The organism is Pseudomonas marvdashtae (assembly GCF_014268655.2).
GTDB lineage: Bacteria > Pseudomonadota > Gammaproteobacteria > Pseudomonadales > Pseudomonadaceae > Aquipseudomonas > Aquipseudomonas marvdashtae.
In genome coordinates this window covers 993,759-1,008,008 of record NZ_JABWQX020000001.1, presented here as the reverse complement: position 1 = coordinate 1,008,008, position 14,250 = coordinate 993,759, and the positions used below count along the sequence as shown (strand labels likewise).

Genomic DNA, 14,250 nt, shown 5'->3' with positions numbered 1-14,250 from the left:
CCATGCGCGTTCTGATCATCGAAGACGAAGAAAAAACCGCTGACTACCTGCACCGCGGCCTGACAGAACAGGGCTACACCGTGGATGTGGCGCGGGACGGCGTCGAAGGGCTGCACCTGGCCCTGGAAAGCGATTACGCGGTGATCGTGCTCGACGTCATGCTGCCAGGGCTGGATGGCTTTGGCGTGCTGCGTGCCTTGCGCGCCCGCAAGCAGACGCCGGTGATCATGCTCACCGCCCGCGAACGGGTCGAAGACCGCATCAAGGGCCTGCGCGACGGTGCCGACGATTACTTGGGCAAACCCTTCTCCTTCCTTGAACTGGTGGCCCGCCTGCAAGCCCTGACTCGCCGCAGCGGCGGCCATGAACCGGTGCAGGTCAGCATCGCCGACCTGTGGATTGACCTGATCAGCCGCAAGGCCACCCGCGCCGGCCAGCGCCTGGACCTGACCGCCAAGGAGTTCTCGCTGCTCAGCGTCCTGGCCCGCCGCCAGGGCGAAATCCTCTCGAAAACCGCCATTGCCGAAATGGTCTGGGACATCAACTTCGACAGCGACGCCAACGTCGTCGAAGTGGCGATCAAACGGCTACGGGCCAAGCTCGACGGGCCGTTCGAACAGAAATTGCTGCACACCATTCGCGGCATGGGTTACGTGCTGGAGAACCGAGGTGAGTAACAGCATCGCACTGCGCCTGAGCGGCATGTTCACGCTGGTGGCGGCGCTGGTGTTCCTGCTGATTGGCGGCGCCCTGTACCAGCAGGTCGAAAAAGGCCTGGGCCTGTTGCCGGAAGCCGAACTCGATGCCCGCTACAGCGTGCTTGAATCCACCGTCGGGCGTTTCGGCACGCCCGAGCACTGGGTGAAAATCGGCAACAAACTGCGCTTGCTGGGCGAAGAAGACAAGCGCATCCATTTCTGGATCGTCAGCGGCGACCCGCGCTTTGAATACGGCAACCCCGCCCCTCAGGTCCGCTCCGTTGCCCAAGGCCCGCTGGGCAAGCACGACCTTGTATTGCCCGACCGGCATTATCCGATGAAGGTCCTGGTGAGCCAGTTCCCGGCCAAGGACCAGCGTCCGCCGTTGCGGTTCATGATCGGCATCGACACCGAGACCTTCTACCAGACCCAACATCATCTGCTGGTGGCGCTGGTGAGCCTGGCGTGTATCGGCGTGCTGCTGGCTTCCTTGCTGGGCTATTGGGTTGCGCGCATCGGCCTCAAGCCCCTCATCAAGTTGTCCGATGAAGCCCAGCGCCTGGCCCCACCCCGCCTCTCCGGACGCTTGCGCTTGTCGCCGTTGCCGCCGGAACTCAGCCAGTTCGTCAGTTCGTTCAATGCCACCCTCGATCGCGTGGAACAGGCGTACTCCCGGCTCGAGTCGTTTAACGCCGATGTTGCCCACGAACTGCGCTCGCCGCTGACCAACCTGATCGGCCAGACCCAAGTGGCGCTGACCCGCGGGCGTTCGGCCGAACATTACTTCGAAGTGCTGCAATCGAACCTCGAAGAACTGGAGCGGCTGCGCTCGATCATCAACGACATGTTGTTCCTGGCCAGCGCGGACCAGGGCAGCAAGGCCACCAAGCTGACCACCACCTCCCTGGCCGACGAGGTGGCAACCACTCTCGATTACCTCGACTTCATCCTGGAAGACGCCCAGGTCCAGGTTCGCGTCAGCGGCGACGCACAAGCCACGATCGAAATCGCCCACCTGCGCCGGGCGCTGATCAACCTGCTCAGCAACGCCGTGCAGCACACCGCGCCCGGACAAGTGATCGATGTGCAGATTGAAGTCCTCGGCGACCAGGTCTGCCTTGGCGTCACCAACCCCGGCGAGCCGATCGCTGGCGAGCACCTGCCGCGCCTGTTCGAGCGCTTCTACCGGGTCGATGCCTCCCGCAGCAACAGCGGCGCCAACCACGGGCTCGGCCTGGCCATCGTCAAGGCGATTGCGCTGATGCATGGCGGTGATGTGTTCGTGCGCAGCGACCGGGGCGCAAACACCTTCGGCATCCGTTTGCCGGCCTGAAATAAGCCACGATGTGCATTGCTCAATTCCAGTGCCACAAGCACAATCTTGCAAAAGGCCAGCATTGTCTGATGCCAGTCATCCGCGGTTGAAGATGAGCAGCCTATGGGAAGGATCCCAGTCACATGACAATGCAGATCGGAATCATGAACGCGAGCAGTGCAACACCCGGCAAGCCCCCCCTTTCGATACGTTCGGAACGGGTACTCGTATTGGCCAGCTCGCTGGTTGTGATTGCCATCCTGAGTATCGTGACGTTCCTGCTGATCCGGGAACACGCCAGCGCCCAACAGGCGGCGACGCGGGCGGCGAGCAACATCGTGCAGCTGATCGACGCCGACGTGCTGCGCAACGTTGAACTCTACGACCTGTCCCTGCGAGGCTTGATTGCCGCCGCAAAGCGCGACGACCTGAAAGAGGTTTCGCCAACGATCCGCCATCTCGCCCTGTTCGACCGCGCCACCGCCGCGCCCTACAAAGGTGACATCCTGCTGCTGGACAAGCGTGGCGATGTGATCGCCGATTCCGCCTCGGTCGAACCACGTAAAGGCAACTACGCCGATCGGGAATATTTCCAGTCCCACCTTCCGGACCCCAACCCGGGCATGAAGATCAGTCGCCCGTTCCGGGCCAGGAGCCAACCGCACGATTGGCGCATCAGCTTCAGCTATCGGTTGAGCGATGACCGGGGCGATTTCATGGGCGTGGCCGAGGCAGCGATGCGCCTGGGCTACTTCAGCCAACTGTTCAAAAGCCTGAACATCGGTCACGGCGGAACGGTCAACCTGGTCAGCCGTGACGGCATCCTGCTCGCGCAGGAACCACCGCTGGCCGAAGACATGATTGGCAAGGATTTCAGCAATCGGCCGAATTTCGTGCGCATCCTGCGTGAAGGCGATGGCAGCTTCACCAGCGTGTCGAGCGTGGATCAGACGCAACGTCTCTACACCTTTTCCCAGGTAGGCGACTTGCCTTTGATAGTCGTCGTCGCGCTCTCCTCCCAGGAAGTCTTCGCTTCATGGAAACGCACGGCGTTGGTGGTCAGTGGCGCCACGGGCGCGCTGTGCATCACCTTGCTCTGGCTCACGTGGTTGCTGCGCCGGGAATTGCGACGCCGCCACCACGCCGAACGGGAGCTGGCGCAACTGGCATCCGTCGATCCGCTGACAGGCCTGGCCAACCGTCGGACCCTGGACCAGACGCTGCACCTGGAATGGCTGCGTGCGCAACGCTCCGGCCAGCCGCTGTCGGTCCTGATGATCGATGCAGACCACTTCAAGGCGTTCAACGATCGCCTTGGCCACCAACGTGGCGACGAGGCCTTGCGCGCCCTGGCGCAACTGATCGCCGAGCATGTTCGGCGACCGGCCGACCTGGCTGCGCGCTACGGGGGTGAGGAATTTTCGGTGGTGCTGCCGGAAACCACCACAGCCGGAGCGTTCATCATGGCGCAGAACATTCGTGAAGCGGTGGAGCAGCTGCCTGGCGACATGCCCATGACCGTCAGCATCGGCATCGCCACCTGGGCCCAGGGGCCGTACAGCGAACTGGAACAACTGCTGCTCGCCGCCGACAAGGCGCTTTACCAGGCCAAGGCCAGCGGGCGTAACCGGGTTGTTTGCGCGATGTAAGACAGCCCAAAAGCGCTCATGCCCTGAACCCGGCCATAAAAAAGGGCCACCCGAAGGCAGCCCTTAAAAACTAGAGAGGTTTTTTTGCTTACACGGCCGCTACAGGGCGCATGTAAGAGATTGGCGCGGTGCTGGCGTCTTCGAACGTCACGACTTCCCAAGCGTCTTTCTGCTCAATCAACTTGCGCAGCAGCTGGTTGTTCAGTGCGTGGCCGGACTTGAAGCCCCTGAACTCACCAATCAGGCTATTGCCCAGCAGGTAGAGGTCGCCGATTGCATCGAGAATCTTGTGCTTGACGAATTCGTCTTCGTAACGAAGACCGTCTTCGTTCAAGACACCGTCGGAATCGACCACGATCGCGTTTTCAACACTGCCGCCGAGTGCGAGGTTGTGCTTGCGCAGGTACTCGATGTCACTCATGAAACCAAAGGTACGGGCGCGGCTGACTTCTTTTACGAACGAAGTGCTGGAAAAATCCACGCTTGCACTTTGGGTGCGGTCACGGAAAACCGGGTGATCGAAATCGATCTCGAAGCTCACCTTGAAACCTTCGAAAGGGACGAAAGTGGCGCGCTTGTCGCCGTCTTCCACTGTCACTTCCCGCAGGATGCGGATGAACTTCTTGGCCGCGTCCTGTTCTTCCAGGCCAGCCGATTGAATCAGGAATACAAAGGGTCCGGCACTGCCATCCATGATCGGGACTTCGGACGCGGAGAGCTCGACGTAGGCGTTATCGATGCCCAGGCCAGCCATGGCCGAGAGCAAATGCTCCACCGTGTCCACTTTGACGTCACCGTTGACCAATGTGGTCGACATAGTGGTTTCGCCAACGTTTTCCGCGCGAGCAGGAATCTGCACCACAGGGTCGAGGTCGGCACGACAAAACACAATGCCGGTGTCGACAGGCGCAGGCTTGAGGGTCAAATAGACCTTCTCGCCGGAGTGCAGGCCGACACCTGTGGCACGGATAATATTCTTCAGGGTGCGTTGTTTAATCATGGCATGGGCCGCTTCAGCGCAAATTGCGAACTGGTATCAACAAAGGCTGGCGATGATAGCAGACCAGACCTTTGCTGAACACCAATCACCCGTATACCCCTGATACATTCCATCAATCGGCCTGACGACGCAGGAATGCCGGGATGTCCAGGTAATCCAGATCGTCTTGCGGATTCATCTTCGCGGCAGTCGCAGTACCGGCCTGGGCCTGGTTGCGCATGACGGTCGGACGGTCCAGGTCACGGTAGTTCACCGCCGGTGCTTCCTGACGGGAGGACACTTGTTGTTGCGGTTGCGAAGCCATGGAGGTGTGAACGGTATTGTCGATGACCTTTACCGGCTTCTCGATTTTTGCGCCCAGGCCCGTGGCAACCACGGTAACGTGCAACTCGTCGCGCATGTCCGGATCGATAACGGTACCGACCTTGACCATTGCGTGCTCGGAAGCGAAGGCTTCGATGATGCTACCCACGTCGGAGTACTCACCCAGGGACAGGTCAGGACCGGCGGTGATGTTCACCAGGATGCCGCGCGCACCTTGCAGGTTCACGTCTTCGAGCAACGGGTTGCGGATGGCCGCTTCGGTGGCCTCGCGTGCACGGTTCGGACCGCTGGCGCAGCCAGTGCCCATCATCGCCATGCCCATTTCGCTCATGACAGTCCGTACGTCGGCAAAGTCGACGTTGATCATGCCAGGACGCTTGATGATGTCGGAGATACCGCGAACGGCACCGGCCAGTACATCGTCAGCCTTGGCGAAAGCCGACAAGAGGCTTGCGTCTTTACCGAGGATGGTCAGCAGCTTCTCGTTGGGGATGGTGATCAACGAGTCGACGCTTTCAGACAGCAGACGGATACCTTCGTCGGCGATCTGCATACGCTTGCGGCCTTCGAAAGGGAACGGACGAGTCACCACCGCAACGGTGAGGATCCCCATTTCCTTGGCCACTTCGGCAATGATTGGCGCCGCACCGGTACCGGTACCGCCGCCCATGCCCGTGGTGATGAACACCATGTTGGTGCCTTGCAGGACTTCAGCAATGCGCTCACGGTCTTCGAGAGCGGCCTGACGACCCACTTCAGGGTTGGCGCCAGCGCCAAGTCCCTTGGTCACGCCAGTGCCCAATTGCAGGATGGTCCGTGCGCCGATGGATTTCAGCGCCTGGGCATCAGTGTTGGCGCAGATGAACTCAACGCCTTCAATGTTGCTCTTGACCATGTGGTTGACAGCGTTGCCGCCGCCGCCGCCGACACCGATTACTTTGATAACCGGGCTAGCGGGGATGTTGTCTACGAGTTCAAACATGTTCCCTCTCCTTACATTCTCTAGTTTTTTTTCGCCTACTGCGTTTGTTGCGTCTTCCAGCGCCAAGCCTGAAACCTGCCGCGTGAAGCTTTGATACTGTTTAAAAGTTGCCTTTAACCCAAGCCTGGAGCCGCTCGAAAAGCGGCGCTTTCGGCTCGTCGGTGCTGTAGCTGTCACGGCTGCCGATCCCCGAGAACGAAATCCCGTCGGATTGCTTTTGCAGGCCATACATCAACAGGCCCACGCCGGTGGAATAGATCGGGTTGCGGACCACGTCATCCAGGCCCTTGACGCCATGGGGCACGCCCAGGCGCACCGGCATGTGGAAAATCTCCTCGGCCAGTTCGACCGCGCCTTCCATCTTCGACGTACCGCCGGTCAGCACGATGCCGGCCGGGATCAAGTCTTCGTAGCCGCTGCGGCGCAGCTCGGCCTGGATCAGCGTGAACAGCTCGTCGTAACGCGGCTCGACCACCTCGGCCAAGGCCTGGCGCGACAGTTCGCGCGGTGGACGGTCGCCGACGCTTGGCACCTTGATGGTTTCACCGGCGCCGGCGAGTTTCGCCAGGGCGCAGGCGTAGCGGATCTTGATTTCCTCGGCGTACTGGGTCGGGGTGCGCAACGCCATGGCGATGTCGTTGGTCACCTGGTCGCCAGCAATCGGAATCACGGCCGTGTGGCGGATCGCGCCTTCGGTGAAGATCGCGATGTCGGTGGTGCCGCCGCCGATGTCCACCAGGCACACGCCCAGTTCTTTCTCGTCGTCGGTCAACACCGAGTAGGCCGAAGCCAGTTGCTCGAGGATGATGTCGTCGATTTCCAGGCCGCAGCGGCGCACGCATTTTTCAATGTTCTGTGCAGCGTTCACGGCGCAGGTCACCACGTGGACCTTGGCTTCGAGGCGCACGCCGGACATGCCCAGCGGCTCGCGCACGCCTTCCTGGTTATCGATCACATAATCCTGCGGCAGGGTGTGCAAGACACGCTGGTCGGCCGGAATCGCCACCGCTTGGGCTGCGTCGAGCACGCGCTCAAGGTCGGCGGAGCTGACTTCGCGATCACGAATCGCCACGATGCCGTGGGAGTTCAGGCTGCGGATGTGATTGCCCGCGACGCCGACGAACGCCGAGTGGATCCGGCAACCGGCCATCAGCTGCGCTTCTTCGATGGCGCGCTGGATCGATTGCACGGTGGACTCGATGTTCACCACCACGCCTTTCTTCAAGCCACGGGACGGGTGTGTACCGATCCCGACGATGACCAGCGTGCCGTCGTCCGCGACCTCGCCTACCAGCGCAACCACCTTGGAAGTGCCGATATCCAGACCGACGATCATTTTTCCGCTTTGCACGTTTGCCATGGGTCCTGCCTCTTCTTAATTCTTCGCGACAGCGGGTTCGGCCGTCGTCGGCGCTACAGGTTCCCGCCAGCCAACAGCAAGGCCGTTGGCGTAGCGCAGATCGATGCGCGCGATGTTCGTAATCTGTTCTTTGAGCGTCTTGTCATAGATGGCAATGAAGCGGCGCATCTTTTCCACCAGGTTGCCGCGACCGAGCAACAGCTCGATGCCCGGCCCCGAGCTGCCCGCGCCAGTGGTCAGGAACCAACTGCCGCGCTCTCGCAGTTCCAGGCGTGCGATGGAGAAGCCCAGCGGCCGCAACATCTGACTCAACACCTGGTATTGCTGCATCACTTTCTGCTGAGCCCTTTGAGGCCCGAACAGTTGTGGCAAATGTTCGTAGTTCGCCAGTTCCCGTGGCGTGAACGCCTGGCCCTGGTTGTTCAACAGCGACTCGTCGCCCCAACGGGCCACTGGCAATTGTTCTTCCAGGCGAATCGACACCTGGTCGGGCCACACCCGCCGCACTTCGGCGTGGGCGATCCAAGGCATCTGCTCCAGCTCCGTGCGCATGCCGGCCAGGTCGATGGTGAAGAAGCTCGACGCGACGAACGGCGCGATCCGCTGTTGCACCGCCTGCTGGCTGATGTAGCTCAGGTCGCCCTGGACGTTGATCCGGGCGATTGGCCGGTCGGCATAAGGCAGCAAGCGTTGTGCGCCTTCATACGTACCGAACCCCAACGCCACCAGCAGCACCGGCCAGAACAAGCTCTTGAGAAAACCAAAATTGGCTTTCGGCAAGCGCGCCGACATCGGCTCTTTGGCCACCATTCGGCTGGCACCCCGCGGCACCGGCTTGCGACCGGGTGCGGATGGCTGATGACGAAGCGATGCGCCTTGCATGGCTTAACCTCTTGGCTCTTGATTGCCGACACTGGCGGCCAGGATCGACAGCACCAGTTGCTGGAAATCCAGACCGGCGGCACGGGCCGCCATCGGTACCAGGCTGTGATCGGTCATGCCGGGGGCGGTATTGACTTCCAGGAACCAGAACTGCCCATCGGCGTCCTGCATCACGTCCGCCCGGCCCCAACCGGCGATACCCAGCGCCTCACAGGCCTTGGCCGTGAGGTCCATCAATTGCTTTTCCTTGTCGGCATCCAGCCCGCAGGGAATGCGGTACTGGGTGTCATTGGCGATGTACTTGGCGTCGTAGTCGTAGAACGTGTGGGGCGTGCCCAACGCGATCGGGGGCAACACCTGGTCACGCAGGGTGGCGATGGTGAACTCCGGACCGGTGATCCACTGTTCGACCAATACTTGCGAATCGTAGGAACTGGCGTCCTTCCATGCGGCGGTCAACTCAGGCAGCGAATTCACTTTCGCCATGCCGATACTTGAACCTTCATGGGCCGGTTTGACGATCAAGGGGAAGCCCAGTTCCGTCGCCGCCGAAATACAATCGGCCTCGCTCGCCAGCACGGCGTGACGCGGCGTCGGAATGCCGAGGCTGTGCCAGACCTGCTTGGTGCGCAGCTTGTCCATCGCCAGGGCGGAAGCGAGGATGCCGCTGCCGGTGTAAGGGATGCCCAAGCACTCGAGCAGACCCTGCATGCTGCCGTCTTCGCCGCCGCGACCGTGGAGAATGATGAACGCGCGGTCGATCTTTTCGCTCAGCAGGCGCTGCAGGAAATCGTCGCCCACGTCGATACCGAACGCGTCGACACCGGCGCTTTGCAAAGCGAGCAGCACGGCATTGCCGGACTTGAGGGACACCTCGCGCTCGGCGCTCTTGCCACCGAACAGCACGGCCACGCGGCCGAAGGCTTTCGGGTCCAGGGTCGAGACCAGGTTGGCGTAGGCAGCAGTCATTTCAGTTTCCCCTCGCTGGAGGCCACGATTGCCCCAGCGAATAACGGACTATTCAACAGTTTCGGGGCCAGGCCACCGATGTCACCAGCACCCTGGCAAAGCAGGATGTCGCCGGCGCGCAGCAGCGGCTTGACCAGCGGCGCGAGGTCCACGCCGCGCTCGATGTAGATCGGGTCCAACTGACCGCGCTGGCGGATGCTGTGGCACAACTGGCGGCTGTCAGCGCCCGGGATCGGCTCTTCGCCGGCCGGATAGACTTCCATCAGCAGCAGCACGTTGGCGTCGGCCAGCACCTGGACGAAATCGTCGTACAGGTCGCGAGTGCGGCTGTAGCGGTGCGGCTGGTAGACCATCACCAGACGCCGTTCCGGCCAGCCACCGCGCACGGCCTTGATCACCGCCGCGACTTCGGTCGGGTGGTGGCCATAGTCGTCCACCAGCATCACGTTGCCGCCGTCCACCGGCAATTCGCCGTAGACCTGGAAGCGTCGGCCCACGCCCTGGAACCCGGACAGGCCCTGGACGATGGCCTCATCGCTGACGCCTTCGTCGGTGGCGATGCAGATCGTGGCCAAGGAATTGAGCACGTTGTGGTTGCCGGGCATGTTCACCGACACGTCCAGCGGTTCGCGATCGGGACGCAGCACGGTGAAGAACGTCTGCATGCCCTGCTGGCGCACGTTGATGGCGCGCACGTCGGCGTCTTCGCCAAAGCCGTAGGTCACGGTCGGGCGCTTGATCAGCGGCAGGATTTCACGCACCACCGGATCGTCCAGGCACACCACCGCCAACCCGTAGAACGGCAGGTTGTGCAGGAATTCGACGAAGGTTTTCTTCAGTTTGTTGAAGTCGCCGTCGTAGGTCGCCATGTGATCGGCGTCGATGTTGGTGACCACGGCCACCAGCGGTTGCAGGTGCAGGAAACTCGCATCGCTCTCGTCGGCTTCGGCGATCAGGTAGCGGCTGGTGCCCAATTGGGCGTTGGTGCCCGCGGCGTTCAGACGGCCACCGATCACAAACGTCGGGTCCAGGCCACCGGCGGCGAACACCGAGGCGATCAGGCTGGTGGTGGTGGTCTTGCCGTGGGTGCCGGCGACGGCAATGCCATGGCGGTAGCGCATCAGCTCGGCCAGCATCTCCGCCCGTGGCACCACGGGAATGCGGCGCTCCAGTGCGGTGGCGACTTCCGGGTTGGAGGTGTTCACGGCGCTGGACACCACCAGCACGTCGGCGTTGGCGGCGTTCTCGGCACGGTGGCCGATGAAGATCTGCGCGCCGAAAGACTCCAGGCGCTCGGTGACCGGGGAAGCTTTCAGGTCGGAACCAGAGACTTCATAACCCAGGTTCAACAGCACTTCGGCAATCCCGCACATGCCCACACCGCCGATCCCGACGAAGTGGATACGGCGGATACGGCGCATTTCCGGTTGTGGCATGGCTTTGCGATTCTCAACCATGGGCCACCTCCAGGCAGGTATCGACCACTTGGGCGGTGGCATCGGGTTTGGCCAGGCGGCGCGCGGCGCGGGCCATGTCTTCGAGTGTTTGCGGCTGCATCAAGACCTCTGTCAGGCGCGCGGCAAGATCCGCGGCGCCAGTCGTTCTTTGTGGCATCAGGAAGGCAGCGCCTTCACGGGCCAAATAATCGGCGTTGCGGGTCTGGTGATCGTCGATGGCGTGGGGCAAAGGCACCAGCATCGAGGGCAGACCGGCGGCAGCCAGTTCACTGACGGTGAGCGCGCCTGCGCGGCAGACCACCAGGTCGGCCCAGCCATAGGCTTGGGCCATGTCTTTGATGAACGGCTGCACTTGCGCCTCGACGCCGGCGGCGCGATAGCGTTCGGCGGTCACTTCATCGTGGTTTTTGCCAGCCTGGTGAAATACCTCCGGGCGCAGTTCGGGAGCGACCTGCGACAGGGCTTCGGGCAGCAATTTGTTCAACGGCTCTGCGCCCAGGCTTCCGCCCAGGATCAGCAAACGCGCCTTGCGTCCGGCCAGGGCCGGGCGCGGTGTATCGAGGAACAGCTCCGTGCGCACTGGATTACCGGTGGTGCGACGGCTGCCCGACAGGGTAAAGGTGTCGGGGAAGGCTTCACAGACCCGAGCGGCCAATGGCACCAGTAACCGATTGGCGGTACCGGCTACGGCGTTCTGCTCGTGAACGATCACCGGCACACCGGCCAATTTCGCCGCGACGCCACCCGGGCCGGTCACATAACCACCGAATCCGACGACACAGACCGGCCGCAGCCGACGAATGATCGCCCGCGCCTGCCAGATCGACTTGAGCAGCATCAGCGGTGCCTTGAGCAGCGACAGCTTGCCCTTGCCCCGCAGGCCGCTGGCATTGATCCGATGGAGTTCCAGGCCCGCGGCCGGCACCAGTTCATTCTCGATGCCCCGTGGCGTGCCCAGCCAGTGCACGGTATAGCCGCGCGCCTGGAATTCCTGGGCACAGGCCAGCGCCGGGAACACATGCCCACCGGTACCGCCCGCCATGATCAGCACGTTAGCGCCCATGAGTCGGCTCCTCGGCGAAGTCGCTCTCTTGGAATTCCATCTCTTCGCTGCCCAGATGCGTGCGACTCTCCCACTCGATTCGCAGCAACAAGCCGAGACAGGCGCAGCAGATCACCAGGGAGCTACCGCCATAACTGAGGAACGGCAGCGTCAGGCCCTTGGTCGGCAACAGGCCGACATTCACGCCGATGTTGATCAGGAACTGGCCGATCCACAGGAATGACAAGCCATACGCCACGTACGCGGCAAAAAACTGCTTGGCCTTCTCGGCCCACAAGCCAATGTACATGCCGCGCACGCAGACGAAGACGAACAGCGCGACGGTCAGCAGCGAGCCGACCACGCCCAGCTCTTCGGCGAGGACCGAGAACACGAAGTCGGTGTGGGCTTCCGGCAGGTAGAACTGCTTCTGCACGCTGTTGCCCAGGCCGACGCCCAACCATTCGCCGCGCCCGAAGGCGATCAGCGCCTGCGTCAATTGATAGCCGGAACCGAACTGATCGGCCCATGGGTCGGTGAAGGTGATCAAACGCGCCATCCGGTAAGGCTGCGCCTGAACCAGCACGGTCACCGCGCCGACCGCCAGCGCCACCATCAGGGTGAAACGGAACAGCCCGACACCGCCCAGGAACAGCATCGCCGCCGCCGCCCCCATCATTACTACAGTGGCGCCGAAGTCCGGTTCCATCAGCAGCAGGCCGGCCATCGGCAGCAGCACGATGAACGGCTTGAAGAAACCCATCCAGCTTTCGCGGACTTCTTTCTGGCGACGCACCAGGTAACCGGCGAGGTAAATCACCACGAACACCTTGGCGATTTCCGAAGGCTGCACGTTGAAAAAACTGAAACCGATCCAGCGCATGGAGCCGTTGACCTCGCGGCCAATGCCCGGCACCAGCACCATCACCAACAGGCCGAAGGCACCGAGCAGCATTAGCCAGCCCAAGCGCTGCCAGGTAGCGATCGGCACCATCATGGTGACAATGCACGCGCCCAGCCCGATCACCAGGTAAATCAGGTGGCGGATCATGTGGTAAAGGGTGTTGCCCGACTGCACGGCGGCCACTTCCGACGACGCGGAGGTGATCATCACCAGGCCCAGGCCGAGCAAGGCCAGGCAACCGGCGAGCATCGGGAAATCCAGGTCGATGCCACGGCCGGTGATCAACGGCGACGGGTACGGCTTGATGATGTTCATCAGGTTCATGCCAAGTCCTCCGCGGCCCGGGCGAACAGCTGCCCGCGCTCTTCGTAGTTCTTGAACATGTCGAAACTGGCGCAGGCCGGAGACAACAGCACCGCATCGCCTGGGTGCGCGAGGGCACGGCATTGCTGTACCGCCTCGTCCAACGAATCAACGCGAACCAACGGCACGGCATCGCCGAGGGCCTGGGCGATCAATTCCCGGTCGCGGCCCATCAGCACCACGGCGCGGCAGTTGACCGCCACTGGATCGCGCAGATCCTTGAAATCGGCGCCCTTGCCGTCGCCACCGGCGATCAGCACCAGCTTGCCATCGATGTCCGCGCCCAGGCCTTCGATGGCGGCCAGCGCGGCGCCGACGTTGGTGGCCTTGGAATCGTTGTACCAGGCCACGCCATCCAGGTCGCGTACCCACTGGCAGCGGTGCTCGAGACCGGCGAAGCTGCGCAGGGCCGAGAGCATGGCGTCGAACGGCAGCCCGACCGCGTGCCCAAGGGCCAAGGCCGCGAGTGCATTGGCCTGGTTGTGGGCGCCACGAATCTTCAGTTCGCGCACCGGCATCAGGTTCTGGAATTCGAAGGCCAGGTATTTCTCGCCGTTCTCTTCGCGCAAACCGAAGCCTTTGAAATCCGGAACGCCGAGGCCGAAGGTCCAGCAAGGCAGCCCTTCGCTCATCAACGGCCGTGTCAGCGCGTCCTGCCGATTGAATACCACCTGCCGCGCGCCACGGAAGATCCGGTGCTTGGCCAGGTGATAGGCCGGCAGGCCGCTGTACCGGTCCATGTGGTCTTCGCTGATATTGAGCACAGTCGCCACTTCGGCGCCCAGGTCATCAGTGGTTTCGAGCTGGAAGCTCGACAGTTCCATCACGTACAGCTCGACGTCGTCGCTGAGCAGGTCCAGCGCCGGGGTGCCGAGGTTGCCGCCGACGGCGACGCGCTTGCCGGCCGCAGCCGCCATTTCACCCACCAGGGTGGTGACGGTGCTCTTGGCGTTGGAACCACTGATGGCAACGATCGGTGCCTTGGCATTGCGGGCGAACAACTCGATGTCGCCGGACAATTTCACGCCACGGGCGGCGGCAGCCTGCAGGGCCGGGGTCGCCAGGGCCAGGCCGGGGCTCACGTAGAGCTCATCGGCACGGCACAGGAACTCGACGTCCAGCTCGCCACAACGCACGTCCACCTGAGGATAGTCACGACGCAGCGTGGCCAGCTCAGGCGGATTTTCCCGCGTATCGGCCACGGCGAACGACACGCCCCGGTTCGCCAGGAAGCGAACCAGGGACATGCCGCTCTTGCCGAGGCCGACAACGATGCGGAAGTGGTCAGAAGCGATCAGGGACACT

The 14,250-nt window shown here is 62.5% G+C and carries 12 protein-coding genes; 3 read left to right on the top strand and 9 right to left on the bottom strand.

From position 1 onward, the window contains the following. The first annotated feature begins 2 nt into the window (after window positions 1–2). The 3 genes from HU742_RS04700 (at window position 3) to HU742_RS04690 (ending at window position 3,662) form a co-directional block, all read left to right on the top strand. The gene (locus HU742_RS04700; RefSeq protein WP_186638360.1) at window positions 3–677 is read left to right on the top strand and encodes a heavy metal response regulator transcription factor; all 675 of its coding nucleotides are present in this window, start codon (window positions 3–5) and stop codon (window positions 675–677) included. Next, window positions 670–2,031: a heavy metal sensor histidine kinase gene (locus tag HU742_RS04695; RefSeq protein ID WP_367616078.1), complete on the top strand. Its 1,362-nt coding sequence runs from the start codon at window positions 670–672 to the stop codon at window positions 2,029–2,031. Before HU742_RS04700 ends, HU742_RS04695 begins: the two co-directional genes overlap by 8 nt. A gap of 146 nt (window positions 2,032–2,177) precedes the next feature. Continuing rightward, on the top strand, window positions 2,178–3,662 hold the full coding sequence (locus tag HU742_RS04690; protein ID WP_186643983.1) for a sensor domain-containing diguanylate cyclase: 1,485 nt from the start codon (window positions 2,178–2,180) through the stop codon (window positions 3,660–3,662). Window positions 3,663–3,750: 88 nt separating this feature from the next. On the opposite strand, the gene lpxC is transcribed toward HU742_RS04690, so the two are convergent. The 9 genes from lpxC to murD all read right to left on the bottom strand — a co-directional run bounded on the left by lpxC (window position 3,751) and on the right by murD (window position 14,249). Further along, window positions 3,751–4,662, bottom strand: a complete 912-nt coding sequence (gene lpxC, locus HU742_RS04685) for a UDP-3-O-acyl-N-acetylglucosamine deacetylase (protein ID WP_186638357.1) — start codon at window positions 4,660–4,662, stop codon at window positions 3,751–3,753. A gap of 112 nt (window positions 4,663–4,774) precedes the next feature. Then, window positions 4,775–5,968, bottom strand: a complete 1,194-nt coding sequence (ftsZ, locus tag HU742_RS04680) for a cell division protein FtsZ (RefSeq protein WP_135847083.1) — start codon at window positions 5,966–5,968, stop codon at window positions 4,775–4,777. 100 nt (window positions 5,969–6,068) lie between these two features. Continuing rightward, the gene (gene ftsA / locus HU742_RS04675) at window positions 6,069–7,328 is read right to left on the bottom strand and encodes a cell division protein FtsA (protein ID WP_186638354.1); all 1,260 of its coding nucleotides are present in this window, start codon (window positions 7,326–7,328) and stop codon (window positions 6,069–6,071) included. Window positions 7,329–7,343: 15 nt separating this feature from the next. Then, window positions 7,344–8,210 carry a cell division protein FtsQ/DivIB gene (locus tag HU742_RS04670; RefSeq protein WP_018606096.1) on the bottom strand — a complete coding sequence of 289 codons (867 nt, stop codon included), beginning with the start codon at window positions 8,208–8,210 and terminating at the stop codon, window positions 7,344–7,346. A 3-nt stretch (window positions 8,211–8,213) separates the two neighbouring features. Beyond that, window positions 8,214–9,179: a D-alanine--D-alanine ligase gene (locus HU742_RS04665; RefSeq protein WP_186638351.1), complete on the bottom strand. Its 966-nt coding sequence runs from the start codon at window positions 9,177–9,179 to the stop codon at window positions 8,214–8,216. Then, on the bottom strand, window positions 9,176–10,636 hold the full coding sequence (gene murC / locus HU742_RS04660; protein WP_186638348.1) for a UDP-N-acetylmuramate--L-alanine ligase: 1,461 nt from the start codon (window positions 10,634–10,636) through the stop codon (window positions 9,176–9,178). The genes HU742_RS04665 and murC overlap by 4 nt, the downstream gene beginning before the upstream one ends. Then, entirely contained in the window at window positions 10,629–11,699 is a 1,071-nt protein-coding gene (murG, locus tag HU742_RS04655) for an undecaprenyldiphospho-muramoylpentapeptide beta-N-acetylglucosaminyltransferase (protein WP_186643802.1), read from the bottom strand. The genes murC and murG overlap by 8 nt, the downstream gene beginning before the upstream one ends. Beyond that, window positions 11,689–12,906: a putative lipid II flippase FtsW gene (gene ftsW / locus HU742_RS04650; protein WP_437179872.1), complete on the bottom strand. Its 1,218-nt coding sequence runs from the start codon at window positions 12,904–12,906 to the stop codon at window positions 11,689–11,691. Before ftsW ends, murG begins: the two co-directional genes overlap by 11 nt. Next, window positions 12,903–14,249 carry a UDP-N-acetylmuramoyl-L-alanine--D-glutamate ligase gene (murD, locus tag HU742_RS04645; RefSeq protein ID WP_186638343.1) on the bottom strand — a complete coding sequence of 449 codons (1,347 nt, stop codon included), beginning with the start codon at window positions 14,247–14,249 and terminating at the stop codon, window positions 12,903–12,905. The genes ftsW and murD overlap by 4 nt, the downstream gene beginning before the upstream one ends. Between the last annotated feature and the right edge of the window lies 1 nt (window position 14,250).